The sequence below is a fragment of the Saliniramus fredricksonii genome, from assembly GCF_900094735.1.
In the GTDB taxonomy this organism is placed as follows: Bacteria; Pseudomonadota; Alphaproteobacteria; order Rhizobiales; family Beijerinckiaceae; genus Saliniramus; species Saliniramus fredricksonii.
The window spans coordinates 1,740,840-1,767,458 of sequence record NZ_FMBM01000002.1 but is presented as its reverse complement, the minus strand read 5'-3'; the positions used below and the strand labels follow the sequence as shown (position 1 = coordinate 1,767,458).

Below are 26,619 nucleotides of genomic sequence, written 5' to 3'. Positions count from 1 at the left end.
AGGCGCGTGAAGGCGTCACTGCGGCTTCTCGCCCGCCTCCGCCGCTGCTTCTGCGGCCGGGGCAGGCGGGTTGGCGGGAGCGGATTTCGCGCTGTCGTGTGGTGGGGAGGTCTTGGCGGAGGTGCCCGCGCCGGTCCCGCCATCCGATGTCGCGGCAGGCTTGTTCTCGACCTTTGGCGGGTTGCCAGAAGAGGCTCCGGCATCGGGTGCCGGCTGCTTCATGAAGATGCGCGCGAGATTGGCGATCGTCGCCTTCAGCTCCGTGCGCGGCACCACCATGTCGACCATGCCGTGATCCTTGAGATACTCGGCGCGCTGGAAGCCTTCCGGCAGCTTCTCGCGGATGGTCTGCTCGATCACACGGGGGCCGGCAAAGCCGATCAGCGCGCCGGGCTCGGCAATATGCACATCGCCTAGCATGGCATAAGAGGCGGTGACGCCGCCGGTGGTGGGATTGGTGAGCACGACGATATAGGGCAGGCGCGCCTCGCGCAGGCGCCGCAGCGCCACCGTCGTGCGCGGCATCTGCATCAGCGAGAGGATGCCTTCCTGCATGCGCGCGCCGCCGGAGGCCACAAAGAGCACGAAGGGCGTGCCGCGTTCGCGCGCCGTATCGGCGGCGGTGACGATCGCCTCACCGGCGGCCATGCCGAGCGAACCGCCCATGAAGGCGAAATCCTGGACCGCAACCGTCATCAGCGTCCCGTCGACATTCCCGACGGCGACCTTGACCGCATCCTGCATCCCCGTCTTGGCGCGCGCGTCGCGCAGACGGTCGGCATAGCGTTTCTCGTCGCGGAATTTCAAGGGATCGGCGGCGACGCTGCGCAGGGGGATGTCCTCGAACCGGCCGTCGAAGGTGATCTTCAGCCGATCAGCTGCGTTGAGACGCAGGTGATGGTTCGAGCCGGGTATCACCCACAGATTCGCCTCGACTTCCTTGTGGAAGACCATCTGCCCGGTATCCGGGCATTTCACCCAGAGATTCTCCGGCGTCTCGCGCTTGAAAAGCGTCTTGATGCGCGGACGGACGACGTCTGAAATCCAGTTCATGCTGCAAAGGCCCCGGATGCTCTCGTGTGGGCTGGTTACCCGACCAGCGCGCGTTGCATAAAGCATCCGCGCGTGAATGCCAAATCCGATATGGGGGTGATCGGGGGCGGGGCAACGGCTACTGTCGATTCTTTCAATGTCGCGTGCCTCGGCGCACCGTTTGATGTTCCGGGCCGGCATGGACGGGGTCGGACCCATGGAGAACCGCAATGGACGAACTGGCGCTCCTGACGGATCTGCACGCGGGCAATACAAGGCAGGGGCCAGGTGGCGACGACGAAACCCGCTTCGCCATAGCCCTCGCCGGACTGGTGGCACAGACCGGATTGCGGATTGCGGATATCGGTTGCGGAACAGGGGCTTCGGCGCTGATCCTCGCGCAGGATCTCGATGCCGACGTAACCGCCGTGGACGCCCTTCCCGGTTTCCTCGCAGCGCTGGAGGGCCGGGCCGCACGGGCCGGTCTGTCCGGGCGCATCACGACGCTGGCCGCGTCGATGGACGATCTGCCGTTCGCGGCGGATTCGCTCGATGCGATCTGGTCCGAGGGCGCGATCTACAATATGGGCTTCGAGAACGGGATCCGGGCCTGGCGCCGTTTCCTGAAGCCGGGAGGAGTGCTCGCCGTCTCCGAGCTGACCTGGTTCACGGCGGACAGGCCCGCCGAAATCGAAGCGTACTGGAGCAGGGAATATCCGGAGGTCGGTCGCGCCGGCGCCAAGATCGCACTCCTTGAAAAGCACGGCTACACGCCGATCGGCTATCACGCGCTCCCGGAAGCCTGCTGGCGGGAGAATTATTTTCGACCCCTTGCACAGGGCTTCGAGGCCTTCCTCGACAGGCACGGGGCCGATGCGGGAGCGCAGGATGTGATCCGTGCGCAACGCGAGGAGATCGCCCTGCATGACCGTTATGCGCGCTATTTCGGTTACGGCTTCTATATCGCGCGCAAGACCGCCGCGTGATGCGATCCCCGATCGCCCGATCATCGACGACCTGCGCCGGCGCTTCGTCCGGCCTTGTGCGCGAGATCGCCGGGGCGGACATGCGTTGCGACGCGGCTGCAGGATGGTGCGCCGTTCTTCATGAGCACGATAAAATGAATGGTGCCCAGGGACGGAATCGAACCGCCGACACTGCGATTTTCAGTCGCATGCTCTACCAACTGAGCTACCTGGGCGAACGGGGCATCAGCCGCCATCGGTGGGGGGTATAAGCACGCCTGCGCGCGCTGTAAACTGCTTTCTTGCGCGGCTGGGGAAAAATCATGCCGGCTGCGTATCCCGGCAGCGTTCGCTCTTGCCTGCGCTTTCTTCCGGCGCACTTTCGTTTGTGGCTCTTGCCTGACGTAACGCGAGCATGCTCATGCTGACGCGAAGGCGAATCGGCCCGCGCGGGCCGTGTCGGGGGATGCAGAGCATGTACGTTCAGCTATCGCGGGACGGGGCGGGCATGATGCTGCGCCGGATCGCGGCGATCGTCGCGATATGGGTCGGGCTGGTGATCATATCGATGCCGGCGTCGGCGCAGGACGGACCCTGTGCGGCGCGGCTTTTCGATGATGCGCGCTTCACTGTCTGCACCATCGACCCGGCCACGCATGACATTGTCCTCTACACCAGCGACGCGCAAGGCCGCGCCTATGCGGGATTTTCGCGCCTGCCGCAGGAGCGGGAGGGAGCTCCGCTGGTCTTTGCCATGAATGCGGGCATGTATCACGCCGATCTCTCGCCGGTCGGCCTGCATGTGGAGGAGGGCGAACAGATCAAGGCGATCAACACCCGCCCCGGGCCCGGCAATTTCCACATGCTTCCCAACGGAGTCTTCTACATGACGGGCGACACGGCGGGCGTCGCAACGACCGAGCATTTCCTCGCGCGCGGCATCGCGCCCGATCTCGCCACGCAATCGGGCCCGATGCTGGTCATCGACGGCGCGCTTCATCCGCGCTTCATCCGGGACTCGACCTCGCTGCGCCGGCGCAACGGGGTTTGTGTCGGCGATAGCGGCGCCATATCCTTTGCGATCTCGGAGCAGCCGGTGAATTTCCACCATTTCGCGCGACTGTTCCGTGACGGGCTCGGCTGCCGCAATGCGCTTTATCTCGACGGAACCATGTCGAGCCTGCATGCTCCGGCGCTCGGGCGCTCGGATGCGATCCGCCCGATGGGGCCGATCATCGCGGCCTATCCACGCCAAAGGTGATGACGGCCACGGTTTCGCCGTGATGGCGTGGCCTCCATGCAACGCTCACGGTTTCGTGTGTCGCGAAAGCCTCGTTCCAGCGCCATCGTCCATCAATCATTCATGCTTGATTTCGTATTTCGTGGAACTCATGCGATGCTCTTGTGCTTGCAATCAGGCGAGATCGGTTTAACCAATCGCCGGTGCGTTGGGCAGGGCTTGCGCGCAACCAACCTGTCTCTGGCCTGAGGGGAGGGCCGTTCGGCGATGTCGGATGCTTTTGCAGTCTTTGGTGCGCTCGTGGCACTGTCCGCGCCGCTCGTGGCAGGTCCCGTCGGTTTTGTGGAGCCCGAACACGCCATCGTGCTCGGCCAGAGCGAGCGTGCCGGGGCGAGCGCCTCGGCCCCGGCTTTCTATGCGGGCGGCGAGGAAATGGGCCGGCTCGGGGTCGATAACCCCACAGTGACCTTCGAAGATCTACCGGAAACCTTCATCAGGGCGCTCATTGCGGTGGAGGATACGCATTTCGAGCAGCATATGGGTGTCGATCCGGTCGGTGTGACGCGCGCGGCGACCGGTCTGGCGCGGGGGCAATTCGCCGGCGGCGGTTCGACACTGAGTCAGCAGCTCGCCAAGAACGTCATCACGGGTGCGCGCCAGACCATCGATCGCAAGATCGAGGAAGCCTATTCCGCCGTCGTGACAGAGACGCTGGCCGAGAAGGAAGAGATCCTCGAATCCTACGCCAACGCCGTGTTCTTCGGGCGTCGTTCGGATGGCGCCGCGCGCGCTGCGCAAAACTGGTTCGACAAGGAATGGGACCAGCTCTCGCTTTCCGAATATGCCTTCCTCGCCGGCGTCCTTCAGGCACCCTCGGCGCTCGATCCGCTGCGCAATCGCGAGCGCGCTGTGGCGCGGCGCGACCATGTGATCCGCCGTATGGAGCAGGTCGGCTTCATTACCTCCGAAGAGGCCGCCGATGCCATGGCGGAGCCGCTGGAGGTCTCGCCGGGGCCGCGCCCCGTGCGCTCCAGCATCGCCATCCCGGACGCTGATTTCTGGGCCCTGTCGGAGGCGCGCCGCTTCATCGTCGGCGAGAATCTGGCCGCTCTCGCCGAGCGCGGGGGCTATGTCAGCACCATCCGGCATGATGCGCAGGTCATGGTGCAGGAGGTTCTGGCCGAGCAACTGATGCGGCTCAATGGTCAGGTCCCGCATCAGCCGCTCGGCTTCGTGCCCGCAGAAGCGCTTGCGGAGAACGATCAGACCGGGATCTGGCGCGCTGCCCGTGAGGCTGTTTCCTTCATGCCCGAGGGCGCCTGGCGCGTCGTGGTCAATGGCGACGATCTGCTGATCGAGGATCGCCCCGCGCTGGGTGAAGTTCCCGAGATCGAAAGCTGGCCGAACTGGCTGCGCCCGCGCGGCGTTTATGTGCTCAAGCCCGATGGCAGCATCATGGGGCGCCCGAACGTGCAGGGCGCCGCAGTCGTGATCGACACGGCGACCAACGAGACCATAGCCTCCGTGGGCGGTTTCGCCACCTGGGCGAGCCAGTTCGACCGCACCCGCGCCATGCGCCAGCCGGGCTCCTCGATCAAGACCCTGATCTGGCTGGCCGCACTCGAATACGGCTACAACGCGGAAGGTTATATCTCGGATGAGCCGCTGACCTTCCGCGATGGCGACGGCTGGTGGACGCCGCGCAATTACGGACGCGAGACGCTGGGTCTCGTGCCGTTCTTTACCGCCTTCGAGCGCAGCCTCAACGTCATAGCCGTGCGGATCGCCGATTTCGTCGGGATGGAGCGCATCCGCCCCTTCCTCGAGGACTCGCAGCTCTACAGTTACGGCGAGCCGCGCCTGAGCAATCTCTCAACCGCGATCGGCGCGGTCGAGACGACACCGGCAGCCATGGCGATGGCAATGGCGCTGCTCGACCCGCGCACCAGTGATCTCGCCTCCCGCTCGGCCTTGCAGGAACTCGAATCGATGATGGCGGGCGTGGTTGTGCGCGGCACCGCCGCCGGCGCCTTCCGGGATGGCCCCAAGGGGGTCGTCGGCAAGACGGGCACGTCGCAGGATCATCGCGATACCTGGTTCGTCGGGCGCACCGGCGACCTCGCCTTCGCGATCTGGATCGGTCGCGACGATGATCGCACGCTGCCCAATCTCGATGGGCGTCGTCCGACCGGCGGCGGCTTTGCTGCGCCCGTGGCTGCACGAATCGTCACCGAATTGCGCGCGATGGGGCTGAGCGATGAAGAGCTCAATCCGCCGCTTTTCCCGCCAAAGCCGATCATCCCGATTCAACCGGTGCAGCCGATCGAGCCGGATCCGCGCTATTCCGCCGGGAATGACAACCGGCCATTTTCGGTGCGCTGAATTGGATTTGAACCGCTTGACGCAGCAAAATCAGGAATATCGTCGATGATCGCGACGCGTGCAGCGCTTTTCGCAATGCTGAGTGCCGGCATCCCGCTGGCTTCCGGTCACGTCTCCTCGTTGGCCCTTGCCCAGGCAGTGAGCCCGGACATCCTCACGCAGGACCTTCCTTTACTGGTCGAGGAGGATGACGGCCTTGCCGAAGCGGATATCCGCGCTGCGCTCGAAGGGTTGCATCCGGTCTTCTCCGCCGCAGCCTGGGAGGCGGTTCGTCCCGGTGCCGAGACGGCTCTGCCGATGCTGCAGGACGCCTTCCTGCCGGAAGGCTTTGCCGCAGGTGCTCCGCAATTCAGCCTCGAGGGCGTGGCACTCGCGGTAGCGCAGCGCGAGACGCGCATCCTCGCCGCGCGCCTCTTCATGCTCGATGGCGCCATCGTGCTCACCGACGTGACGCTGAGCAATCTGGCTGGAGAGGCGCGTGCGGAGACGATCGTGCTCGCACATGAGACGATCGGTCATCTCGGCGATTTTCTGACGGCAGAGGCCGAATCGCGGATCTATCCTGCGGATGCCGGTTTCGTCACGGCGCTGGATCTGCGCCTCGATACCCGAGAGATCGTGCGCGAGGATCGCCCCGGCCCGGCCTTCAAGGCAATGATGCAGACCGAAGGCCTTCTGGTCGAGGGTTTGCATGTGCGTTTCCCCGATGATCCGCGCGATCGTGCGCAAGAAAGCGGGGAAGAAAGCGCGGATGACGCGCCGGAGGGGGATACCGGGGAAGTCGTGCCCGAGGATTCGGAAGCCGAGGCAGAGGCGCCGGTCACGACCGGCGCCGGCGCAAGGCGTCTTTTCGTGGAGCGGATACTGGGTGGTGCGACGCGCGGCGAGGCTGTCTTCGCCGGCGAGGCTTCGTTTTCTCTTGCGCGCTTCGAGGGTGCCGTGTCCGGTTCGCTCGAGGCCCTGTCACCGCGCCGCCTTCTGGCGCATCTGGAGCAGGAACCGGCTCATTTCGCCACGCAGCCCGCCGGCGAGGGGCGTATTGATGTCGATCTCAGCGATTTTGTCATGCAGGTCAGCGGTCGGCGCGGCGTTGGCGCGAATTCAGCCCCGCCGGCACCGGTGGATATGTTGATCGGGGAGGGCGCCTTGTCCGTCGCGGTCGAACGCGATGGCGTCGTCACGCTGGCTGGCCATGTCGGTGCCGCCGAGGCCGCGCCACAGATCCTTGCCGGGACCCCGCTCGAGGCAGCGGCGATTCAGGTCGCCGCGACAGCGAGCACCTCTGCCGACAGGCTGTTCGGTGAAGGGCGCCTGCACGCGCGGCTCGCGCCGGGTTATGGCGTGGATCTCGATCTTTGGCTGGACGCGCCGGGTCTGCTTACGCTGCGCAATGCTGCAGACGTCGATCTGCCTGACAATCTGCGCGCCTCGTTGCGCGGCGGGCGCATGGCAGCCTTGTTGCCGCTGATTTTCGAATCGACCGCGCGCCGGCTCACCTTCGCGATGATCGACGAAGGGCTCGGCGCCCTGGTCGAGGCAGGGACGGGCCGCAGCCTGCGCGAATGGGTTGCCGATGCGGTGGCCGCCGAGGCACCGGCCGGTGGTGGCGGTGGTATGGAGGCCATGACGCTGCAACTTGCGCTGGGACAGCTCGAAGGCGTCTTCGTCATGCTCGAGGATGAGGGTTCGGTTCGTCTCGAAGCGACGTCCGAGCGCCCCGCAAGCCTGGTGCTGCAGGCGCTCGAATTCCTGCGCTCGGCCCGTCCGGTGGCTGAAAAGGCCGAAATCCGTCCGTGAGCACACCTGCGCTTGCCAGGCGCCCGTGCATCGGGCGGCGTCATCTTTCCCTTGCGGAATTTCTTGTGATTGTCACAAGCGGGTAACATGGTGGCGTTAATGCGTGCGGAGGCAAACAAGCACCGGGGAGTGACCTTATGACGAATGACCGCGTGACCTTCAAGCGCGCCGCGATGATCGCCGCGACGCTCGGTTTCATGTTTTCTGCCGGCTCCGCTCATGCTCAGAGCGGCGATCTGGTGATCTACACCTCGACTCCGACCGAGCAGATGGACGAACTCGTCGCGCGGTTCAACGAGACCTATCCCGACGTTAATGTGGAATATTTCCGCTCCGGGACGACCGAGGTGATCAACCGCCTGCAGGCGGAGTTCGCCGCTGACGCGCCGCAGCCGGACGTGCTGCTGATCGCCGATACCGTGGTGATGAGCCAGCTCAAGGCTGATGAGCGCCTCATGGCTTATGCGGATGCCCCGATCGCGGGTACTGATGCCGCCCTGCACGATTCCGACATGACATTCTTCTCCACGAAGCTGATCACCACCGGCTTCATGGTCAATACCGACAACGTGGCAGAGCCCGTCACCTCTTGGGCGGATCTCGCGGATGAAGCCATTGCCGGGCGTCTGATGATGCCGAGCCCGCTCTATTCCGGCGCTGCCCTGATCCATGTCGGCACCGTAACCAATCTCGATGGTTTCGGTTGGGACTTCTACGAAGCGCTGGCTGATGGCGGTGCCGTGGCCGGGCGTGGCAATGGTGGCGTGCTCGATGCGGTCGCACGCGGTGAAATGGATTACGGCGTGATTGTCGATTTCATGCCGCTCAACGCGAAAGCCGATGGTTCGCCGGTCGATTTCATCTTCCCCGACGAGGGCGTGACGGCGGTCACCGAGCCGGTCGCCATCCTTTCTACTGCGAACAATGTCGAGGCTGCGCAGGCCTTCGTCGACTGGCAGCTCTCCGAAGAAGGTCAGCGTTTCCATGTCGAGCAGGGCTACCTGCCTCTGCGTGAGGGGATCGCGCCCCCGGATGTGTTTCCGGCCATGGATGCGGTGAACGTCATCACGATCGACCCGGCCCTGCTGATGGAGCAGACCGAGGAGATCAAGCGCCGCTTCGCTGACCTGTTCGGCGGCTGATCCAACAGATGTCGGTCGCGCAGCGGGATCATCCGGGCGCGCTCCGGCGCCGCTTTCCCGTCATGGGGGCCGAGACGCTGATTCTGTCGGCGCTCGGCCTCTATGTCGTGGTGCTCTGCATCTGGCCGCTCGCCCGCCTGCTCGCTACCGTCTTCGCCGATGGCGCGGCGGAGGGCATTGCCTTCATCGGTGAGGTCTGGTCGGGGCGCGCAGCCCGGCGTGCGACCTGGAACACGCTCGAGGCGAGCTTTCTCGCCACCATCGTCTCCGTCCTGCTCGGCGCCGCCACGGCGCTGATCGTGGCGCTGACGGATCTGCGCTACAAGGCGCTACTCGTCTTTCTGCTGCTCCTGCCGCTTCTGATCCCCCCGCAGATCTCGGCATTGGCCTGGCTCGCGATGATCGGACCCCAGAGCCCCCTCTGGCTGATACCGGGGCTCGAAGCGGTTCGTCCGGAGCGTAATCCGTTATTGGGGCGCGATGGGATCGTTCTGGTGATGGGGCTCGAACACGCACCCATGGTCTTCCTCGCGGTGCGCGCGGCGCTGCGTTCGCTGCCTGCCGATCTGATCGATGCGGCGCGCGCTGCGGGCTCACGTCCGATGGGTGCATTGATGCGGGTGATCCTGCCGCTGATGTTGCCCGCGATGACCGCCGGCGCGGCGCTCGCCTTCGTCTCGGCGATCGGGAATTTCGGTGTTCCGGCCCTGCTCGGCATACCGGGGCGTTATCCGATGCTCTCCACGCTGATCTATCAGCGGCTGTCGGGATTCGGCCCGGGCGCCCTGCCGGAAGTTGCCTCGCTCGCCCTTATTCTCGCCGGGATGGCGGTGATCGGCATCGCGGCCCAGACGCTGATCCTGCGCCGCCATGCTGCCGCCGTGGACCGGGTCGGCGCGATGCACGGCGGTTTCGCCCTGGGGCGCTGGTTCTGGCCTGTGACAATGGCCGTCTGGGCGCTGATGCTGCTGATTGCCGTGATGCCGCTGGTCTCGCTCGCCGCCTCGGCGCTGGTGCCGTCTGTGGGGATGCGCCTGACCTGGCAGACGCTGACCTTCGATAATCTGATCTATGTGGTGACGGGGCTGGGCAGCGCGCAGCGCGCCTTCGTCAACAGTCTCTTCCTCGCCGGCACTGCTGCGGTGATCACCATCTGCATCTGTGCGCCACTGGCCTGGCTGATGGTGGCGCGGCGTTCGCGCGTGGCGCAATGGTTGAACGTCGCGGCGGATGCGCCCTATGTCCTGCCGGGTATTGTTCTTTCGATCGCGGTGATTCTCGTGCTGCTGCCTCCTTTGCCGATTCTCGGGATCAGCCTCTACAATACCATCTGGATCCTGCTCTTCGCCTATCTTGCGCGTTTCCTTGCGCTTGCGCTGCGCCCGGTCGTCGCCGCCATGGCACAGATCGATCGGGCTGGCGAGGAAGCCGCGCAGATGGCGGGGGCGCGGCCCGTCCGCCGGCTGCGCACGATCATTCTGCCGCTGCTCGCCCCGGCGCTCGGAGCGGGTGCGATCCTGGTCTTTCTTGGCGCGTTCTCCGAGCTGACCGTCTCGGCGCTGCTCTGGTCGCGGGGCTCGGAGACGGTGGGCGTCGTGATCTTCAGCCTGTATGACGAGGGGAATTCGACCGCTGCCGCTGCAGTATCGGTCTGGGTGCTCGCGATCATACTCGGGCTCGCCCTCACCGTGACGGCCCTGGGGCGACGTCTGCCGGAAGGAGTTTTGCCATGGCGCATGTGAGCCTGCGCAACGTCACCCGCATCGCTGCGGGGCGGCGCATCGTCGATGACGTGTCGCTCGATATCGCCGATGGCAGCTGCCAGGCGCTGCTCGGCCCCTCGGGTTGTGGCAAGACCACGCTTTTGCGCCTGCTCGCGGGGTTCGACGCCCTCGATGGCGGTGAGATCCGTTTTGACGACGATGTGGTCGCGCGCCCGGGGCGCCAGCTCGAACCGGAGGATCGGCGGGTCGGCATGGTGTTTCAATCCTATGCCCTGTGGCCGCATCTCGATGTGGCCGGCAATGTCGATTACGCCCTGCGCGTGCGCAAGGTCGCCCGGGCGGAGCGGCGCAGGCGCGTCGAGGAGGCGCTGGACATTGTCGGGCTGCCCGGTTTCGCCGAACGCAAGGTGCAGAACCTGTCGGGCGGTCAGCGTCAGCGTGTTGCGCTTGCGCGCTGCCTCGCCATGCGCCCGCGCCTCGTTCTGCTCGACGAGCCGCTGGCCAATCTCGATGCGCATCTGCGCGAGACCATGATCGACGCGTTCCGCGCCTTCCATGCGGCGAGCGGCGCGACGATGATTTACGTCACGCATGATCAGGCCGAGGCGATGGCGCTGGCCGACCGAATCGCGGTGATGGATCAGGGGCGCTTGCGGCAGGTGGATACGCCGGTACGGCTCTACGATGCCCCCTGCGATGCCATGGTGGCGCGCTTCATCGGGCAGGGGCAGCTCGTGCCCGTGGAGGTGCTGGCGCCGCCCGTCTCGGGGTGGGCGCGGGTGCGGCTCTACGGTTGCGAGACCCTCCTGCGCTGTGATGCGCGCACGGCCAGCGGGGCGGCGACGGCCTGTCTGCGCCCGGATGCACTCGCCATCGCCGAGCCGGAAGCGGCGCCGGCGGGCGTGCCGGCGCATATCCGCGACGTGCGCTTCGAGGGCGCTTCACGGCTGGTGCGGATCGCACCGGAAGCAGCGCCGCAGGCCCAGCTTGTGCTGCGCGCACGCGGGGCCGTTCCCGCTGTGGGGGCATTGGTGCATGTCACGGTCGGTGACGGCTGGATCCTGCCAAAGGCGGAAAACGGGGCGATTGCAATCCCGCAGGCGCAGGCGGCGGAGTAGGGGGGGTGGCTCACAGACGCCGCAGGGCCACTTCCTCGATGCGGTGGCTTTCGCCCTTGCGCAGGATCAGGCTCGCGCGCTGACGGGTGGGGAGCACGTTTTCATGCAGGTTGACGAGGTTGATCCGGCTCCACAATCCATCCGCTATGGCGACGGCCTCTGCCTCTTCGAGTTCCGCATATTTGTGGAAATAGGATTTCGGGTCGCGGAAGGCCGTGTGGCGCAGCCGCAGGAAGCGATCGATATACCAGCGATGCAGATCCGCCTCGTCGGCATCGAGGAAGATCGAGAAATCGAAGAAATCCGAAACGAACGGAATCGCCTTGCCGTCGCGCGGCATGCGTGCCGGCTGGAGCACGTTGAGGCCTTCGACGATGAGGATGTCGGGCCGGTCGATCACGACCTCCTCGCCGGGCACGACATCGTAGACCAGATGCGAGTAAAGTGGTGCCTTGACGGCGGCGCGTCCGGCCTTGATGGCGTTGAGGAAGCGCAGGAGCTTGCCGGTATCATAGCTCTCGGGAAAGCCCTTGCGCTCCATCAGCCCCTGGCGTTGCAGCTCGGCATTGGGCAGAAGAAAACCGTCGGTCGTGAGGAGATCGACCTTGGGCGTATTCGGCCAGCGCGCCAGCAGCGCCTTGAGCACGCGCGCCGTGGTCGACTTGCCGACGGCGACGGAGCCGGCGACGCCGATGATATAGGGGGATTTGCGCTCGTTCTCGGCCATCAGGAAGCGTTGCGTGGCGCGAAACAGCCCCTGCGTCGCCGCAACATAAAGCGAGAGCAGGCGCGAGAGCGGCAGATAGATCGCGATGACTTCCTCGAGCGAGATCGGATCGTTGAGCGATTGCAGCTGCATGACCTCATCGCCCGAGAGCGTCATCGGCTGATCGGCGCGCAATCCCGCCCATTCCTCGCGCGTGAAGGTGCGATAGGGCGAGAGGGCCGCGTCGTCACTGCGTTCGCCGATTTCCCGGGCCAGGTTGACGTTCATGGCGCTGCTTCCGTTCAGGCGGCTGGGCCGCGCGAGGCTTTCTCGGCGAGGCCCGATTGCGCCGTGCGCCGCTCCAACTCCGCCATCACCGCATCAAGCGACACATCGCGTGCCGCCAGCAATGCCATCAGATGATAGAGCACATCGGCGCTTTCGGCGATCAGTGCTTTCGGATCATTCTCCACCGCTGCAATCACCGCTTCCACCGCCTCCTCGCCGAATTTCTTCGCCGCGCGGGCGGGATCGGCGGCGAGCCGGGCGGTGTAGGATTCCTCGGGCGAGGCTTCGGCGCGCGCAGTGACGATCACGGCGAGATCGGCGAGGGTGAAACCGCTCACATTTGCCTCCTCAGACATCAAGCCGCACCGGCAGGCCGGAATCGGCCATGGCGCGCTTGGCCTCGCCGATCGAGTATTCGCCGAAATGGAAGATCGAGGCGGCGAGGACCGCATTGGCGCCACCATCGCGCACGCCCTCGACCAGATGATCGAGCGTGCCGACGCCGCCCGAGGCAACGACCGGCACAGAGACGGAATCGCAGATCGTGCGCATCAGTTCCAGATCGTAGCCGGATTTGGTGCCGTCGCGATCCATCGAGGTGACGAGCAGCTCGCCGGCGCCGAGATCGGCGACCTCGCGGGCATAGGTGATCGCATCGATCCCGGTGGGATTGCGCCCGCCATGGGTAAAGATTTCCCAGCGGGGCGGTTCACCGGGCGCGGAGACACGCTTGGCGTCGATGGCGACGACGATGCATTGCACGCCGAATTTCTCGGCGGCGCGGCGCACGAAATCGCGGTCCTTCACCGCCGCCGTCATGATCGAGACCTTGTCGGCCCCCGCCAGCAGCAGCGCGCGGATATCCTCGATACTGCGCACACCCCCGCCCACGGTGAGCGGCATGAAGCAGGCTGCAGCCGTGCGGCTGACGACATCGAGCAGGATGCCGCGATCTTCGTGGCTCGCGGTGATGTCGAGGAAGCACAATTCATCTGCCCCGGCGGCGTCATAGGCCATGGCGCATTCCACCGGATCGCCGGCATCGCGCAGATCCACGAATTGAACGCCCTTGACGACACGACCGTCCTTGACGTCGAGGCAGGGAATCAGACGGGTCTTCAGCATGGCCGCAAGGGTCCTTTTCGCAATGCGGTATCCCGGCAACATCCTTGCGCAACTTCCCGAGGGTGCGTCAAGGAACAATTCGCCAGACGGGATTGGGATTGCGGCGCGCTACCGCGTCCGCCGGCGGCCATCGGGGCAGCCGGCGGTCAACGGGTCGGCCCGCGCGGATCAGCGCCCCGTCTTGATCCGTGTCCAGGCGCGGGTGATCAGGCGCTGCGTGCGCGCATCATGAGCCGTTGTAATCAGCAGGCCGTCCATGGTCTCGTCATCGGGGTAGATCCCGGGATCGTTCAGGATCGCCTCGTCGATCATCGGCTTGGCCGGCAGCACGCCGGACGCATAGGCGACGTAGTTGACGTTCGCCGCCGCGATCTCGGGGCGCAGCATGAAATCGATGAAGGCATGGGCGTTTTCCGGATTGGGGGCATCGGCGGGGATGGCGAAGGAATCGAACCACATCACCGCGCCTTCACGCGGCACGAAATAGGCGATATCGATTCCCGAGCCGGCTTCCTCGGCCCGGTCACGCGCCTGCAGGATGTCGCCGGAATAGCCTACCGCGACGCAGATATCGCCATTGGCGAGGGCGTTGATGTATTCTGAAGCGTGGAAGCGGCGCACATTCTGGCTCATCTGCGAGAGCAGTTCCGCAGCTTGGTCGATCTCGCCGGGATCGCGCGAATCGTGCGGCAGGCCGAGATAGTTGAGCGCGGAGGGGAACATGTCGTCAGCGGCATCGACGATATAGATGCCGCAATCGGACAGCTGCGCAGCGATCTCGGGATCGAAGACGAGCGACCACGTATCGAGCGGCGCATCCTCGCCGAGGCGTTCGCGAACCATGTCGCGATTCACGCCGATACCGGTGGTGCCCCACATGTAGATCACCGAATGCGCGTTGCCGGGATCATAGATCGCGGTGCGCTCGGCGATTTCGGGCCAGACATTGTCGAGATTGGAAAGCTGGTCCTGATCGAGCGTGGCCAATGCGCCGGCCTGGATCAACCGCTCGATATAGGGGCCCGTCGGCACGACGATGTCGTAACCGGAACGCCCGGCGAGCAGGCGGGTCTCGACGATCTCGTTGGTGTCATACGTATCATAGACCACGCGGATGCCCGTTTCTTCCGTGAAGGCTTCAAGCGTGGCGGGATCGACGTAATCCGACCAGTTATAGACATTCACGACCGCATCCTGCGCCCGCGCGGCGTCGCTTGCGCTGATCGCGAGGGTCAGGGGCAGGGCAAGCGCCGTGCAGGCGATTGTGGTGGTGAGAAGGGTGCGCAGCATCGCGGGCCAGCTCCGGTGCTCGTAGGGGGGGACGGGGTGATCTGCCATCCAGACGACAGGCGGACGCAGGGTAGAAACTCATCCCCGCGCCCGCAAGCACCATATCGCGTCGAGCGGTCCGAAACCGGGCTCAACGGCAGACGCGGCGACGATCCGTCACCCAGCCGCGTCCGTCCCAGTAGCGCTCGGTGCGCACCGTGCAGGACTGGCTGCGGCTGCGGCGGTCATCGCGCCAGCGCCGGTCGCGCCGGTCGTAGCGGTTCTGGTCGCGCCAGTGCGAACGCTGATCGCGCCAGTGCGAGCGGTCATCGTAGCGCGGCGGCGGGGCGGCTTTGCGTTGCGGTGCAGTTTGGCGATGCGGTGCAGCTTTGCGCTGTGGCGTGGCCTGGCGATGCGGCACGACCGGGCGATGCGTATACGGAGTCACCGGCAGGGCCTCGCGATGGTCGTTGTGGCGCACGATCGGCGGCTGACCCGTACCGAAGGTGATCGAGAAATCGAGCGCCCTCGCAGTGTCGGCGCCGAAAGTCAGCGTCGCGATGGCGATGGCGATGGCGGCGAAACCGAGCGTGATCTTGCGCATTGTGCTGTCTCCCGTGGCGCGGCACGCCATTGGCCGTGCCGGATCTGATGGCCTCCTTTGTAGAGCGTCGCGACTGAACCGGCCCGACATGCTGCGTTCATCCGGCATTCAGGCGGAAAAGCCGGACTGCGCGGCTTTGGCGCTTGCTGGCGTGCTTGCCGAAAGCCCCGGTTGCCACTACTTCCGGAAGGCGTTTCGCGCGGTGACGCCTTGAAACATGCGAGAGGAGCGGAATTTGTCGAGTCTGACGGATCGTATCGCGGCCATCCTTCCCGGAGCGGTCGTCGGTCGCAAACCCACGATTCCGGTGGTGCGGCTGAACGGGGCGATCGGCATATCGGTCGGGCTGCGTCCGGGTTTGTCGCTGGCGAGCGTGGCGCCATTGCTGGAGCGCGCCTTCAGCTACCCGCGCGCCTCGGCGGTAGCGATCGCGATCAACTCGCCCGGCGGCTCGCCGGTCCAGTCGCAACTGATCCACACCCGCATCCGGGCCCTGGCCGACGAGAAGAAGATCCCGGTCTTCGCCTTCTGCGAGGATGCCGCAGCCTCAGGCGGTTATCTGATTGCCTGCGCCGCTGATGAAATCTTTGCCGATGCCTCCTCGATCGTGGGTTCCATCGGCGTGGTTTCCTCAGGCTTCGGTTTCCACGAACTGATCAGCCGCTACGGTATCGAGCGCCGGCTTTACACCACGGGTGAAGCCAAGGCGATCCTCGACCCGTTCCAGCCGGAGAAGGCGGAAGATGTCGCGCGGCTGCGCAAATTGCAGGAGCGCGTCTTCGACGCCTTCAAGCAGCTCGTGCGCGACCGCCGGGGCGCCAGGCTGCCGCAGGATCTCGATCACGAGCTCTTCTCGGGCGCCTTCTGGGCGGGGGAGGACGCGAAAGCGCTCGGGCTGATCGACGAGATCGGCGACATGCGCAGCGTCCTGCGCGCGCGTTTCGGCAAGAAGCTGCGGCTGCGCCCGATTCAGGCGCAGCGCCCCGGACTGATCGCGCAATTCATGCGCCAGCCCCCTGGCGCCGGCGAAATGCGCAGCCTGATCGATCCGCGCGAGGCGCTCGCGACGCTCGAAGAACGCGCCCTGTGGTCGCGGCTGGGCTTGTAGCCGCGACGAGACGTTTTGGGGGGCATCTCCCCTTGTGCAACCGGCGACATGGGTAACATTATGGACCGGGAACATGGGTACAGTTTTCTCTGTTTTTATCGGGTCCGGCTTTGCCGCACCCCGGCCAGGGTGCCGCAAAGCGGTGGAGTTTTTCGGTCTTGCGGCCGATGATGCCGAGATCGAGATCGCAGAAGCGCACGATCCAGTCGCCGTTTTCGGTTTCCGCGATACCGAAAGGCTCTCCTGCCACGGCCTCGCTGACGAAGATAAGATTGCCACGCCATTTGATCTCGCCGTTCGGGCGCAGCCTGCGCACGGCATGATCGGCGCTGTACCAGGGCTCGGGAATGCGATCGGGATAGGGGCGTGTTTCGGGCGCGTAATGCGCGGCGGGCGGCCTCTGGCCCAGCGCGTCGTGCGGGTGCACCGTGTTGTAGATCTCACGGAAGCGGTCGAAGCGCGCCTGTTGCTGCTGCGGCGTTGCGGCAGCCGGAACCGAGGTCTCCTGCTTGAGGGTGCGGTGCACCCGCTCGTGACGCCGGTTCTGCTGCGGCTTGCCGGGATCAATCCGCTCCAGCCGGATGCCGAGCTTCACAAAGCTCACCGCCAGACGGGTCAAGCCCGCCGCACCCTGCGTGGCGAAGGGCGGGTCATTATCCGTGCGCAACGCCATCGGCAGGCCATACTCCCGGAAAGCCCGCTCGAAGACCGGCGCAACACCCTTGCCGGTCGGCGCAACAATGTCGCAACACAACAGATACCGGCTGCGCGCATCGCTGATCGTCAGCGGATCGCAGCGGATCCCGTTACGCGTGCGAAACCAGCCCTTGAAATCGGCGCACCACACGTCGTTGGGCCCGCGCGCCTGCGAGAAAGGCTGCGTCACGGGCCGGCCTTGTTGGCGACGAGGTCGTTCACAGACTAGGCCGCGCCGTTTGAGCAGGTCCCCGATGCCGCTCGCCGCAGGCCACGACACGTCTGTGCGCGTGCGCTCCAGATGCGCCTTCAGCTTGCGCGGACCCCGGAACGGATGGTCCCCGCGCAAATCCACGATCGCCGCCGCGCCCATTTCTGATACGCCCCTCACCCCCAATCCCTCTCCACGGCGGAAGAGGGGAGTTCTGGCGCGGTCTTCATGATGGATGCGCCTTTCCGGCGCTCAGAATTCCCTTGAGACGAGCAGCGGGGCGCTCTTGCCGCCATAGGCGCTGCGGGCGCGGCCGGGAGCGTAGCCTTGCGGTGCTTGTGCGCGGGACAGTTCTTTGGAGATGCCCTTGACCAGATTCTCGGAAACGGCGCGGGCGGTGGCCAGGACGATCTGGTTTGTTTCGATGGCGCGGGCGAAGGCAGCATGACGCGCCCTCAGCTCTTCCAGCGGCGCGGGGGCGAAACGGGCGAGCGCGACGGCATTGGCCTTGAGTGCTTCGAGCCCGCGCAGATAGGCGCTGGTCAACTCGCTCTTGCGGCTCTCGTTCGCGAGTCCTTCGCTGATACGTCCGACGCGGACATGCTCGGTCTCGACGGTGAGGATCTTCTCGAGCGCCGCCATGGTGGCGCTGATATCCTCGATCAGACCGCGCGCCTCCGTCGGGCCCGTCACCCGGATCGCGGCGCCTTCGGCGTTTTGCTGATCGGCCCACATGGCATCACCCTTCCTGCATCTTCAGCAATTCGGAATAGATCTGGTCCGAGAGGCCGATGCCGCCGGACTTGTTGACCATTCCCGCATATTCGGAGACCAGCATCGAGCGGTAGACGTCGGAGCCGGGACCGGCTTCGCCGAAGGTCCCCTCGTCACCATTGGCACTGAAGACCTGGCCGAACATCTGCTCGAGAAACATGGTCTCGAAATCGTCAGCCTGGGCGCGCAGGGCTTCGCGCCGCGCGCTAGAAACTTCGCTTGCGCCCTCTGTGCGCGCATCCGTCCGCGCCTGTGAGGCGCGGGCCATGCCCATCGAGACTTCCAGAGAAAGTGCGCTCATCACATCACCTCGATATCGGCCTGGAGGGCGCCGGCGGCCTTGATCGCCTGGAGAATGGCGATCAGATCGCGCGGCCCGATCCCCAGCGCGTTCAGCCCGTCGACGAGTTCGCGCAGGGTTACGCCTTCCGGTACGACGGCGAGCTGGCCGTCCTCGCCGAAGACCTCGATGGCGGTACGCGGCACCACCGCCGTCTCGCCATCGCTGAAGGGCAGCGGCTGTACGACCTGCGGCTCCTCCGTGATCGTCACGGTCAGATTGCCCTGCGCCACGGCGACGGTGGAAACGCGCACGTCGCGGCCCATGACGATGATGCCGGATCGCTCGTCGACGACGATCTTGGCCGGCTGATCCGGCTCGACGCGCAGCTGCTCGATCTCGGTGAGCAACTCGATCATGTTACCGCCATAGCTTTCGGGAATACGCAGATGCACCGTCGAGGGGTCGCTCGGTGCCGCAGCATCATCGCCGATGAAATCGTTGATCGCGGTGGCGATGCGGCGCGCGGTGGTGAAATCCGGGTTGCGCAGGGCCAGCCGGAGATGGCGCTTCTCGGCCAGCGAGAACTCGATCTCGCGCTCGATCAGCGCACCATTGGAGATGCGCCCCACCGTCGGCACCCCGCGCTGGATGCGCGCGGCATCCCCCTCGAAGCCGAAACCGGCAACGGCGACCGAGCCCTGCGCGACCGCATAGACCTCGCCATCGGCGCCCATCAGCGGCGTCACCAGAAGCGTGCCGCCTTCCAGCGAATTGGAATCGCCCAGCGCCGAGACGGTGACGTCGAGCCGCGTGCCCTGGGTAGAGAAGGCCGGGAGGTTGGCCGTGACCATCACCGCTGCGACATTCGCGGTACGCAGATTCGCCCCGCGCGTATTGACCCCGAGGCGTTCCAGCATGCCGGTCAGGGATTGCCGGGTGAAGGGCGAATTGTTGAGCGAATCGCCGGTACCCTGAAGGCCAACGACGAGTCCGTAGCCGACGAGCTGGTTCTGGCGCACGCCCTCGACTTCGGCGAGGTCCTTGATGCGGGACATGTTGGATGTCGGGCGCGCGACATCGGCCTGTGCCGTGGCGGCATCGAGCAACGGGCCCGCCGTGAAGGCCAGGGCGCAGATGAGCGTGATGGCTTTTCGCATCGTCTTCTTCATGATCGCACTCTCGTCGCTGGTGGCCAGATTACCATGGCAAGCACCGTGCCAGCGGATGAGCGGGCCCGTCGAAGGCGAGAAAGGTGAAGGATTTCTTGTATTTATCTGCTGAATTCGCGCTGCTGTGCGAAGTCGGGTTCACGGTTGCGCGGCAGAATTTGCCGAAAATACCCTGAGGCACTGTCCGACGCGGCGCGTACCCGGCAGAAAATGCCGCCTGGTTAACGGGCGATTAACCATGTTGCGTCAGCCTCCATGCGGGCAAAGCCGGAGGACGCGCCATGCGCATCGATCCCAAGACCACCGCATCACCGATCGCCGCAGCCGCAGCGCGTCGCCGCACATCGGGCAGCAGTTTCGCGGTCTCCGATGCGAGCGATGCGCGCCCGGCAGCATCTGCCGCGAGTGCCGCGCCAGTCGGCTCGCTCGACGCCCTGCTGGCCCTTCAGGAGGAATCGGATGAAGGCGAGCGCAGGCGCAAGGCAGCGCGGCGTGGCCACGATATCCTCGATTCGCTTGATCGGTTGAAAGCGGCCCTGTTGAGCGGGAAGGTCCCCGCGCGCGATCTCCAGACGATCGTCGCGCGCTTGTCCGAGCGCAATACGTTCAGTGGTGATCCGCGGCTCGATGAAATCATCGCGCATATCGAATTGCGCGCGAAGGTCGAGCTGGCCAAGCTGGGTGCCGAATCCGAAGCGGCGAAGACGGGCAGCGGACCATATCAGCAGCGCGGCTGAAAGCCGGGAATCATGGCGCGCGATTGGTTTTTGATCGCAGGTCCGGAGCGTGGTGATCGCGTCACGCCCCACGGCCATGGTTAAGAAAAATGCCGCTTCACCGCAATTGCGTCGATGCGTTCAACCAATGCTTAACCTGAATCGGCGTTTAATCGGATTTCAATGTTGCGTAGAACACCAGGTGCGCCGATGAGTTGTCTGCACGGTTCCGGCCGTTTCTCCCTTCTCTCGCGGGTGATGGTGATCGGTCTCGTTTCCGGTCTCATGGCCGCATGCAGTTCAGATACGATGCGCTTTGCGGGCGATCCCTTCGGGAACCCCTTCGCGTCGAATCGCAGTGAGCCGCTTACCACGGGCAGCATCAATCCGGACGATGCGTCTTCTTCGGGAATCATCGAGGCTTCGCCGCTCGCGGCGCCCGGTTCCGCGCCGCCGCAGGTGATTTCTGCCCAGACATCCGCACCGGCCCGCAATCAGCAGCGTTCGACAGGCCCTGCCGGCTGGACAGCGCTGGGCGGCACGCCGATCGTGGTGCGCGAGGGGCAGACGCTGGAGGCTCTCTCCAATCGTTACAATGTTCCCACTTCCGCGATCCTTTCGGCCAATAACCTGCAGGGCCCGGCGGATGTGCGGCCCGGATCCACCGTGGTGATCCCGGTCTACAATGCGGTCGGCACGCAAACGGCTTCGGCACAGCCGGCCCAGACGCGCAATGATGCTTCGCCGGCGCGGGAGCAGACGCAATCGGGTCAGAGTTCCGACGCGCCGCCTGCCCAACCCTCCGTCGCCCCGCCCCCGCGCCCGCGTCAGCTGGCCAGTGCGGCCGGGCCTGCCACGCAGCCACAGACGCGTCCGGAAGCACAGACGCGCCAGCAGAACGCCGCAGCCTCGGCCCCGGAAGCAGCGCCGCGCGTTCAGCAGGCAAGTGCACCGCAGCCCCAGCCCGAGGCCTCGCAGCCGAACGCGACTGCCGCCGGGCTCGACTTCCGTTGGCCGGCACGCGGGCGCGTCATTGCCGGCTTCGGCACGGGTGGTAACGAGGGTATCAATATCGCGCTGCCCGAAGGCACGCCGGTGCGTGCAGCCGAAGGCGGCACGGTCGCTTATGCAGGCAGCGAGCTGAAGGGTTACGGGAACCTGATCCTCATCCGGCATGACGACGGCTATGTCTCGGCCTATGCGCATAACCGCGATCTTCTGGTGAAACGCGGCGATAATGTCCGTCGCGGGCAGGTGATCTCGAATTCCGGGCGTACGGGCAACGTCAACGCACCCCAGCTGCATTTCGAGATTCGCCGCGGCTCCGACCCGGTCGACCCGATGCCGTATCTCCGCAGTTGAGCGGCACTCGCCTGGATTTCGCCTGGATGAAAGCCACGCCGCTCCCAGGGGTCGGGCGCGGCGTGGCTGTCACGAAACTGATACATAAAAAGATTAAGCGATTTCAAAGCAAAATTCTTGAATTCCCGTGTCTTTGAGTCTAGATATCCGGCATTGGCGAAGTACGAACTATTTAGTCGGCTTCTTTTACTTGTTTTGCGTGTATTCTTTCTGGTTGTTTATTTGAGGATTTGAACCATGCATGTTCGCTTCGATGCGTCGGCACCCGTTTCCGCGCTCCACTCCGACCGGAATCCCGCTGCGTTCGAGCTCGCCCAGCGGCATGACCATCGCGAGGGCGTGCCTTTTGACAGGCAGCCCTTCGGCAATCTCGGCCACATCTTTCAGGTCCGTAACGCTGACGGTGACTACGAGCTCTATTTCGAATCGCGTATCGGCGAGACCGGGCTCGTCTGGACCAATCGCGGGCGCCCGCTCGATATGCGCGATGACTACAGCTACACCGTCCGTTTTCCCGACCCCCGTTTGCGCGGCACGCCCTTCGCCGAGCGCCTGAACGAGGTCGCGCGCGAACTCGATCAGCGTGCGCGCCAGGCGACGGAAAACCCGGAACGGCCCCTGTCGGAAAATCCGTTCGTGCGGTTCGGCAATGCGGTAGCCGGGGCCGTAACCTCCTTCGCCGTCGACCCGCTCGCGACACTGGCTGGCGTTGCACCTTATTTCGCGGTCAGTCCGATCATGCTCCAGGATCCTGCGACGATGGGCATCGCGCGCGATCTCAGTCGCCGGGGCAGCGGCGCAGTCTACGCGCAGGCCCGTGAATGGTTGGATTCGGTCGGGATCGGTGTCGATACCGCGGAGTTCGAATTCGGTCTCAACGCCTTTCGTGTCGCGAGCTTGTGCGCCGCAGCATATGGGCTTGGTGAGGGCGCCTTGCGGCTGGTGCACGCCAATGCAGGTGTACGCGTCGCCGGGCAGAACGCGCATGTGCTGGCTTCCTTCGAAAATCTTTCACGCGCGAATATCGGGCGCGTAGCGCGCTTCATCGACGATCTGAGCCCACAGGATGTCGCCGCCTTCGATCCAGCGCTTCTCAGGGCCATGCGCGCCGGTCTGGCCCGACATTCGGGCGATGCGACGGCCCGCGCCGCGCTCTCGCGTCTTGACGACCTCACGCGCGGACGCCTTGTGGTGCGCGGCCCCGAAAGCGGTGGGGCGCAGGCGGGAGGCGGGCCTTCGCCGCAGGCGCCGATTGCGCCGCGTCTGGCCCCGGGACAGGGCGATCCGATTACATTCGACCCCCATCCCGGCGCGCCGCGCGGTGGCGGCGGGCCGAACACCCGTCCGGGACGTCAATCTCCGGGACACGATGCCAGCGCGAACATCGCAGCCCATGCCCGCCAGGTGGCCGAAGCCGATGCGGCGCGCAATGCCGCTTTGCGGCAAGCGGCTGATCGCCACCCAGTGCCCACAGCGGACGACGTTTCGATCGCGCGACCTCTGGAGAACTGGGATGTCGCCGGGCGTGTCGCGCGTGAGCACAATGCCAATACCGATCCACGCGACATCGTCGTGCGCGTGCCGCTCGAGCGGCGTCTCGGCCCTGATGAAGGCTTGCGGGAGATCGCGTTGCTGCGCGGCGACGCGATCGCGCTGCAGCAGCAAATCGGGCGCTTCGTCGAGGCGGGAACCATGAATCCCGATTTCGATCTGGCAGATGCGGCGCGGCAGGTCGGAATCAACTGGGAGGCGGCGCAGCTTGCGGCGGCGCAGACACGGGTGGTCAGCGTGGCGCTCGATCAGCCCTTGACCATCGCGGGATATACGACTTTCGCGATGCCTGATGCCGCACGGGCGGAAAGCGAATCGCTGCAATGGAACGGGTCGACGCCGGATGAGGGCATGGTCGCGCTGCCGCTGGTGATCATGCGTGAGATCGCAGATGGGGCCGGGGGCACGATTCCGGCGAGATCGCAAGAGGTCTGGTTCGGTCCTCCAGAGCGCGCACGCGGTGCCGTCGAAGCGCTGTCTGCACAGGGGCGCCTTGCGGGTGATCAGAGCCTTGCTCATATCCTGGCCCGCGCCGGGTTGAGCGACAGTTTCGCCACGCGCGAACAGGCCGGGCTCGATCTGCGTGCCGCGCAGATCGAAATGGCGCAGCCCACGCGGTTCGATGGCGTTGATATCGGCATCCAGCCGAGCCGTGAAGCGGCGATTTCCGCCGTCCTCGATCACAATGCCGAGGCGCGGCCCGGCTTCGATCCGCAATGGCTGTATCTGCCGTTGGAAAACCGTATCACCGGCCCCGGATTGCCGCAGGATGCGCGCGGGCGGGTCCACGCGATCTATGCCAATGCATCTTTCGACCAGCTTGAAGCGTTCTATCAGCGCATGCGTGAGACGGGCCGCATCGGCCCCGATGTGAGCTTCGAGATGCTTCTGCGCGAAGCCGGAATCGCAGGGCGCTTCGCAGCCGCGCGGCAGCAGGAAGCAGATGATCAGGCGCAAAGGCAGAACCCGCAAGCGAGCGGAATCGTGCCGTCTCGTCCGGAGGATTCCGGGCAGACGCCAGGCGCTCCGCCAGCGATACGGGTTGCCCCCGCCGCATTGACCCTATCGCCTGAAATCAATTTTGAGGATCCTGGCGAAATCATGGATTTCGTGCGCGATCGGCGGCTCGACAGCTGGGAGGGTGACGGGATCGATGATCTCGACCCGGATGCGCTCGACGCCGCAGCAGCGACGCTCTACGCGCTCGATTTCAGTTCGCCAGGCGGAATCGGTTTCTTCGACGATGATCTGCGCATGGCAATGGATGCGATCCGCCGTGCCGGCGGTCGGGCTTTCCCCGATCCGGTTGCGCCCGGTGAGCCCGGTTACGAGGACATGCCGCGTGCGTTCGATTACGGCCTGCCGGATCGGGGCTACGTCTATGCCGGCATGGACGATGCCGGCCATCCCGTCTGGCGCGGTGAAGACGGGCGGCATGTCGGTCCTTTCGCCCGCGAGCCGATCGGTGCCTTTGCCAATCAGGCGCCGGAACCGGGACCCACGCCGATCCGGTTCCCGTTCAACCCGACGGCGCCCGGCGCGCTCATGCCGCTGGCGCCGCCCGGAGCACTTGCCGGTTACGATCCGGGCATGGCGGTCGAACCGGTCACGCGCGAAGATCTGCCGCCGGAATCGCGCGATATGCTGGATACTCTGATCGGCATGATCCGGGATGCCGGTTTCGATCTGCGCGCCGGGCTGAACGTGTCGATCGTTGATCCATGGGCGGGGTTGCAGGTTTTGCGCAGTACAGGCGCAGTCGGACTCGACACGCTGCGTGCGCTGAATGCGCGACGTGGTGATATCATGCAGGCAGCGGCAGCGGGTGATGTACGTACGCTGCTTGATATCTTTGCCCATGCGCTGGGCGTCGGCGCGCGCATCGGCGAGGGGGTGCACGAGCCTCAACTCGTGCGTCTGGCGCTGCAGGAACTCATCGGTTTGCGCGGGCTGGGGATCAATTCGGCGCTGCAATGGAAAGCACCGGCACTTGAAGGCTATGCCGAGCGCTCTTTCCTCGGCGAGGAAGCACCCTTCCGGTTCACCCCGGATACCGAAACTCTTGCTATTGATCGGGAGAATCCCGGATTCGCGGAAGTCGAAGGCCGCCTCGGCCTCGATGTCACGCCACTGACGCCCGAGGAAGCCGCCGGGACGGTCGATGTCTTCGGCAACAGCGACAGCGCTTTGTACAGACTCAATGCCGATCTGCGCATCAGCAAGACGATGTTCGAATTCTACACGCCATCGCTCGAGATCGGTCCTTTTGCCATTCCAAGCGCGGAGTATCGCGAGGAACTGGCCCAGGATCTCGTGATTCCGGCCGGCAGCATCCTGCCGCGCGAACTGGTTGCGGTGATTGATCGCGCCGTGGGCGACGGCCGCTTCGGGATGCGTTTCCAGACGGCCTATACCGAAGATCCGCAGGAGCAGGCCGCGCTTCTCGAGCAGGTCCATGCCGGCCTGGCAAGCGGTGAGCCACTTGCAGGGCAGCCGGGTTTCCTCGAGAGCTTCGGGCGTGAGAATGTCGAGGCGACGCATATGCCCGGGCTTCGTGCCCGATTGTCGGCGCCGCCAGGGCGTATGCTTTGCGGGCGCGATACAATTGACGCAAATTGTCTACCCTCTGAGCATTTCGTGAACTGGATCGTCTCGCTCGTGACCGGCGGGGCGGTGCATCTGCCGATGGACCGGGCCGTGCCTGGTGAATTCGATGTCGCGGCGCGCTTTGCCCCGGATGCGCTTCACGGCTTTGCCGACAAGGTCCGGATCAAGCTCAAGTTCGGACTGGCGATGGAGTTTGGCGACATTCTCGGGTTGAGCACCGCGTTCTACTATGTACGCGAATCGCGTCCGGATGCGCGCACCGCACTGATGCGCTCCACCGAAACCGCGACCGTGACCTTCGAAGACAGTTTTGCGCAGCAGCGCCAGATCGACGTGCCGGTCTGGCTGTCCCTGATGTTGGGGGAGGCGGTTGCGCCGGGGCAGGTTGAGGCTGCGCTCGGCTTGCAGCCGTTGCCGCCTGGCGGCATTGTGATACCGCCCGGCGGGAGCGAGAGCGTTCGTGATCTGCTGCAGCGTGCCTGGCATGAGGTGGGTCCGCAGGAGCGCGATGCAGTCGCCTCATTCATCGCCGATCACCTCGCCGGCGCGGCGCCTGATTTCGTCGATGGGCATACCCTGATGCCGCAACTGAAGGACGAACTGATCGACGTTCTCTATCGCATCGCCAAACCGCAGGACGCGCTCGCACAGCCGGAGCAAGAGAACCCGCCGCCATCTGCGCCCTGAGTGAACGCCCGTCACGCCGCTGCGCTCATGTGCCGGCGTGACCAGGCGCGCGCGAGCGGTCAT

The 26,619-nt window shown here is 65.3% G+C and carries 22 protein-coding genes and 1 tRNA gene; 12 read left to right on the top strand and 11 right to left on the bottom strand.

Annotated elements, in window-relative coordinates:
- Nucleotides 1–15: 15 nt before the first annotated feature.
- Complete coding sequence (gene accD / locus GA0071312_RS14590; RefSeq protein WP_083204593.1) at nt 16–1,053, bottom strand: acetyl-CoA carboxylase, carboxyltransferase subunit beta; 1,038 nt, start codon at nt 1,051–1,053, stop codon at nt 16–18.
- 209 nt (nt 1,054–1,262) lie between these two features.
- Here accD and GA0071312_RS14585 point away from each other — a divergent pair, with 209 nt between their 5' ends.
- Entirely contained in the window at nt 1,263–2,018 is a 756-nt protein-coding gene (locus GA0071312_RS14585; RefSeq protein ID WP_074445551.1) for a class I SAM-dependent methyltransferase, read from the top strand.
- A 139-nt stretch (nt 2,019–2,157) separates the two neighbouring features.
- On the opposite strand, the gene GA0071312_RS14580 is transcribed toward GA0071312_RS14585, so the two are convergent.
- Nucleotides 2,158–2,233, bottom strand: a tRNA-Phe gene (locus tag GA0071312_RS14580).
- A gap of 239 nt (nt 2,234–2,472) precedes the next feature.
- On the opposite strand from GA0071312_RS14580, the gene GA0071312_RS14575 reads away from it, so the two are divergent.
- The 6 genes from GA0071312_RS14575 to GA0071312_RS14550 all read left to right on the top strand — a co-directional run bounded on the left by GA0071312_RS14575 (nt 2,473) and on the right by GA0071312_RS14550 (nt 11,400).
- A complete protein-coding gene (locus tag GA0071312_RS14575; protein WP_238947234.1) occupies nt 2,473–3,258 on the top strand; it encodes a phosphodiester glycosidase family protein in 786 nt (261 codons plus the stop codon).
- Between the two features lie 246 nt (nt 3,259–3,504).
- The gene (locus GA0071312_RS14570) at nt 3,505–5,619 is read left to right on the top strand and encodes a transglycosylase domain-containing protein (protein ID WP_074445550.1); all 2,115 of its coding nucleotides are present in this window, start codon (nt 3,505–3,507) and stop codon (nt 5,617–5,619) included.
- Nucleotides 5,620–5,664: 45 nt separating this feature from the next.
- Nucleotides 5,665–7,416: a hypothetical protein gene (locus GA0071312_RS14565; protein WP_074445549.1), complete on the top strand. Its 1,752-nt coding sequence runs from the start codon at nt 5,665–5,667 to the stop codon at nt 7,414–7,416.
- A gap of 137 nt (nt 7,417–7,553) precedes the next feature.
- Nucleotides 7,554–8,558: an ABC transporter substrate-binding protein gene (locus GA0071312_RS14560; RefSeq protein WP_083204592.1), complete on the top strand. Its 1,005-nt coding sequence runs from the start codon at nt 7,554–7,556 to the stop codon at nt 8,556–8,558.
- Between the two features lie 8 nt (nt 8,559–8,566).
- On the top strand, nt 8,567–10,300 hold the full coding sequence (locus GA0071312_RS14555; RefSeq protein ID WP_074445548.1) for an ABC transporter permease: 1,734 nt from the start codon (nt 8,567–8,569) through the stop codon (nt 10,298–10,300).
- On the top strand, nt 10,288–11,400 hold the full coding sequence (locus GA0071312_RS14550) for an ABC transporter ATP-binding protein (RefSeq protein ID WP_074445547.1): 1,113 nt from the start codon (nt 10,288–10,290) through the stop codon (nt 11,398–11,400). The genes GA0071312_RS14555 and GA0071312_RS14550 overlap by 13 nt, the downstream gene beginning before the upstream one ends.
- A gap of 10 nt (nt 11,401–11,410) precedes the next feature.
- Here the strand turns inward: GA0071312_RS14550 and coaA are convergent, their stop codons facing one another.
- The 5 genes from coaA to GA0071312_RS14525 all read right to left on the bottom strand — a co-directional run bounded on the left by coaA (nt 11,411) and on the right by GA0071312_RS14525 (nt 15,392).
- Nucleotides 11,411–12,394, bottom strand: coding sequence for a type I pantothenate kinase (coaA, locus tag GA0071312_RS14545; protein WP_074445546.1), 984 nt, complete (start codon nt 12,392–12,394; stop codon nt 11,411–11,413).
- 14 nt (nt 12,395–12,408) lie between these two features.
- On the bottom strand, nt 12,409–12,732 hold the full coding sequence (locus GA0071312_RS14540; protein WP_074446216.1) for a phosphoribosyl-ATP diphosphatase: 324 nt from the start codon (nt 12,730–12,732) through the stop codon (nt 12,409–12,411).
- 10 nt (nt 12,733–12,742) lie between these two features.
- Nucleotides 12,743–13,519 (bottom strand): imidazole glycerol phosphate synthase subunit HisF, encoded by a 777-nt coding sequence (gene hisF, locus GA0071312_RS14535; RefSeq protein ID WP_074445545.1) that lies wholly within the window; start codon nt 13,517–13,519, stop codon nt 12,743–12,745.
- A 168-nt stretch (nt 13,520–13,687) separates the two neighbouring features.
- On the bottom strand, nt 13,688–14,809 hold the full coding sequence (locus tag GA0071312_RS14530; protein ID WP_074446215.1) for a polyamine ABC transporter substrate-binding protein: 1,122 nt from the start codon (nt 14,807–14,809) through the stop codon (nt 13,688–13,690).
- Nucleotides 14,810–14,939: 130 nt separating this feature from the next.
- On the bottom strand, nt 14,940–15,392 hold the full coding sequence (locus GA0071312_RS14525) for a hypothetical protein (RefSeq protein ID WP_074445544.1): 453 nt from the start codon (nt 15,390–15,392) through the stop codon (nt 14,940–14,942).
- Between the two features lie 88 nt (nt 15,393–15,480).
- Here GA0071312_RS14525 and GA0071312_RS20510 point away from each other — a divergent pair, with 88 nt between their 5' ends.
- Together GA0071312_RS20510 and GA0071312_RS14520 are read left to right on the top strand one after the other, a co-directional pair.
- Nucleotides 15,481–15,606: a hypothetical protein gene (locus GA0071312_RS20510; protein WP_275262205.1), complete on the top strand. Its 126-nt coding sequence runs from the start codon at nt 15,481–15,483 to the stop codon at nt 15,604–15,606.
- 3 nt (nt 15,607–15,609) lie between these two features.
- On the top strand, nt 15,610–16,500 hold the full coding sequence (locus GA0071312_RS14520; RefSeq protein WP_074445543.1) for a S49 family peptidase: 891 nt from the start codon (nt 15,610–15,612) through the stop codon (nt 16,498–16,500).
- 58 nt (nt 16,501–16,558) lie between these two features.
- Here the strand turns inward: GA0071312_RS14520 and GA0071312_RS14515 are convergent, their stop codons facing one another.
- The 4 genes from GA0071312_RS14515 to GA0071312_RS14500 form a co-directional block, all read right to left on the bottom strand.
- Complete coding sequence (locus GA0071312_RS14515) at nt 16,559–17,386, bottom strand: integrase core domain-containing protein (RefSeq protein ID WP_165604044.1); 828 nt, start codon at nt 17,384–17,386, stop codon at nt 16,559–16,561.
- A 273-nt stretch (nt 17,387–17,659) separates the two neighbouring features.
- On the bottom strand, nt 17,660–18,142 hold the full coding sequence (locus tag GA0071312_RS14510) for a hypothetical protein (protein ID WP_074445541.1): 483 nt from the start codon (nt 18,140–18,142) through the stop codon (nt 17,660–17,662).
- Between the two features lie 4 nt (nt 18,143–18,146).
- Nucleotides 18,147–18,482, bottom strand: a complete 336-nt coding sequence (locus GA0071312_RS14505) for a rod-binding protein (RefSeq protein ID WP_074445540.1) — start codon at nt 18,480–18,482, stop codon at nt 18,147–18,149.
- A complete protein-coding gene (locus tag GA0071312_RS14500) occupies nt 18,482–19,633 on the bottom strand; it encodes a flagellar basal body P-ring protein FlgI (protein ID WP_108721877.1) in 1,152 nt (383 codons plus the stop codon). The genes GA0071312_RS14505 and GA0071312_RS14500 overlap by 1 nt, the downstream gene beginning before the upstream one ends.
- 281 nt (nt 19,634–19,914) lie before the next feature.
- On the opposite strand from GA0071312_RS14500, the gene GA0071312_RS14495 reads away from it, so the two are divergent.
- The 3 genes from GA0071312_RS14495 (at nt 19,915) to GA0071312_RS14485 (ending at nt 26,556) form a co-directional block, all read left to right on the top strand.
- Entirely contained in the window at nt 19,915–20,370 is a 456-nt protein-coding gene (locus GA0071312_RS14495; RefSeq protein WP_074445539.1) for a flagellar assembly protein FliX, read from the top strand.
- 189 nt (nt 20,371–20,559) lie between these two features.
- Nucleotides 20,560–21,711 (top strand): peptidoglycan DD-metalloendopeptidase family protein, encoded by a 1,152-nt coding sequence (locus GA0071312_RS14490; RefSeq protein ID WP_074445538.1) that lies wholly within the window; start codon nt 20,560–20,562, stop codon nt 21,709–21,711.
- 237 nt (nt 21,712–21,948) lie between these two features.
- On the top strand, nt 21,949–26,556 hold the full coding sequence (locus tag GA0071312_RS14485) for a hypothetical protein (RefSeq protein WP_074445537.1): 4,608 nt from the start codon (nt 21,949–21,951) through the stop codon (nt 26,554–26,556).
- Nucleotides 26,557–26,619 lie beyond the last annotated feature (63 nt).

Coding starts and splice junctions, on each gene's coding strand:
- accD (WP_083204593.1), bottom strand. CDS start 1,053: ATGAACTGGATTTCAGACGTCGTCCGTCCGCGCATCAAGACGCTTTTC.
- GA0071312_RS14565 (WP_074445549.1), top strand. CDS start 5,665: ATGATCGCGACGCGTGCAGCGCTTTTCGCAATGCTGAGTGCCGGCATC.
- GA0071312_RS14575 (WP_238947234.1), top strand. CDS start 2,473: ATGTACGTTCAGCTATCGCGGGACGGGGCGGGCATGATGCTGCGCCGG.
- hisF (WP_074445545.1), bottom strand. CDS start 13,519: ATGCTGAAGACCCGTCTGATTCCCTGCCTCGACGTCAAGGACGGTCGT.
- GA0071312_RS14530 (WP_074446215.1), bottom strand. CDS start 14,809: ATGCTGCGCACCCTTCTCACCACCACAATCGCCTGCACGGCGCTTGCC.
- GA0071312_RS14560 (WP_083204592.1), top strand. CDS start 7,554: ATGACGAATGACCGCGTGACCTTCAAGCGCGCCGCGATGATCGCCGCG.
- GA0071312_RS14585 (WP_074445551.1), top strand. CDS start 1,263: ATGGACGAACTGGCGCTCCTGACGGATCTGCACGCGGGCAATACAAGG.
- GA0071312_RS14490 (WP_074445538.1), top strand. CDS start 20,560: ATGAGTTGTCTGCACGGTTCCGGCCGTTTCTCCCTTCTCTCGCGGGTG.
- GA0071312_RS14500 (WP_108721877.1), bottom strand. CDS start 19,633: ATGAAGAAGACGATGCGAAAAGCCATCACGCTCATCTGCGCCCTGGCC.
- GA0071312_RS14510 (WP_074445541.1), bottom strand. CDS start 18,142: ATGTGGGCCGATCAGCAAAACGCCGAAGGCGCCGCGATCCGGGTGACG.
- GA0071312_RS14495 (WP_074445539.1), top strand. CDS start 19,915: ATGCGCATCGATCCCAAGACCACCGCATCACCGATCGCCGCAGCCGCA.
- GA0071312_RS20510 (WP_275262205.1), top strand. CDS start 15,481: ATGCTGCGTTCATCCGGCATTCAGGCGGAAAAGCCGGACTGCGCGGCT.
- GA0071312_RS14550 (WP_074445547.1), top strand. CDS start 10,288: ATGGCGCATGTGAGCCTGCGCAACGTCACCCGCATCGCTGCGGGGCGG.
- coaA (WP_074445546.1), bottom strand. CDS start 12,394: ATGAACGTCAACCTGGCCCGGGAAATCGGCGAACGCAGTGACGACGCG.
- GA0071312_RS14485 (WP_074445537.1), top strand. CDS start 21,949: ATGCATGTTCGCTTCGATGCGTCGGCACCCGTTTCCGCGCTCCACTCC.
- GA0071312_RS14505 (WP_074445540.1), bottom strand. CDS start 18,482: ATGAGCGCACTTTCTCTGGAAGTCTCGATGGGCATGGCCCGCGCCTCA.
- GA0071312_RS14570 (WP_074445550.1), top strand. CDS start 3,505: ATGTCGGATGCTTTTGCAGTCTTTGGTGCGCTCGTGGCACTGTCCGCG.
- GA0071312_RS14555 (WP_074445548.1), top strand. CDS start 8,567: ATGTCGGTCGCGCAGCGGGATCATCCGGGCGCGCTCCGGCGCCGCTTT.
- GA0071312_RS14520 (WP_074445543.1), top strand. CDS start 15,610: ATGCGAGAGGAGCGGAATTTGTCGAGTCTGACGGATCGTATCGCGGCC.
- GA0071312_RS14525 (WP_074445544.1), bottom strand. CDS start 15,392: ATGCGCAAGATCACGCTCGGTTTCGCCGCCATCGCCATCGCCATCGCG.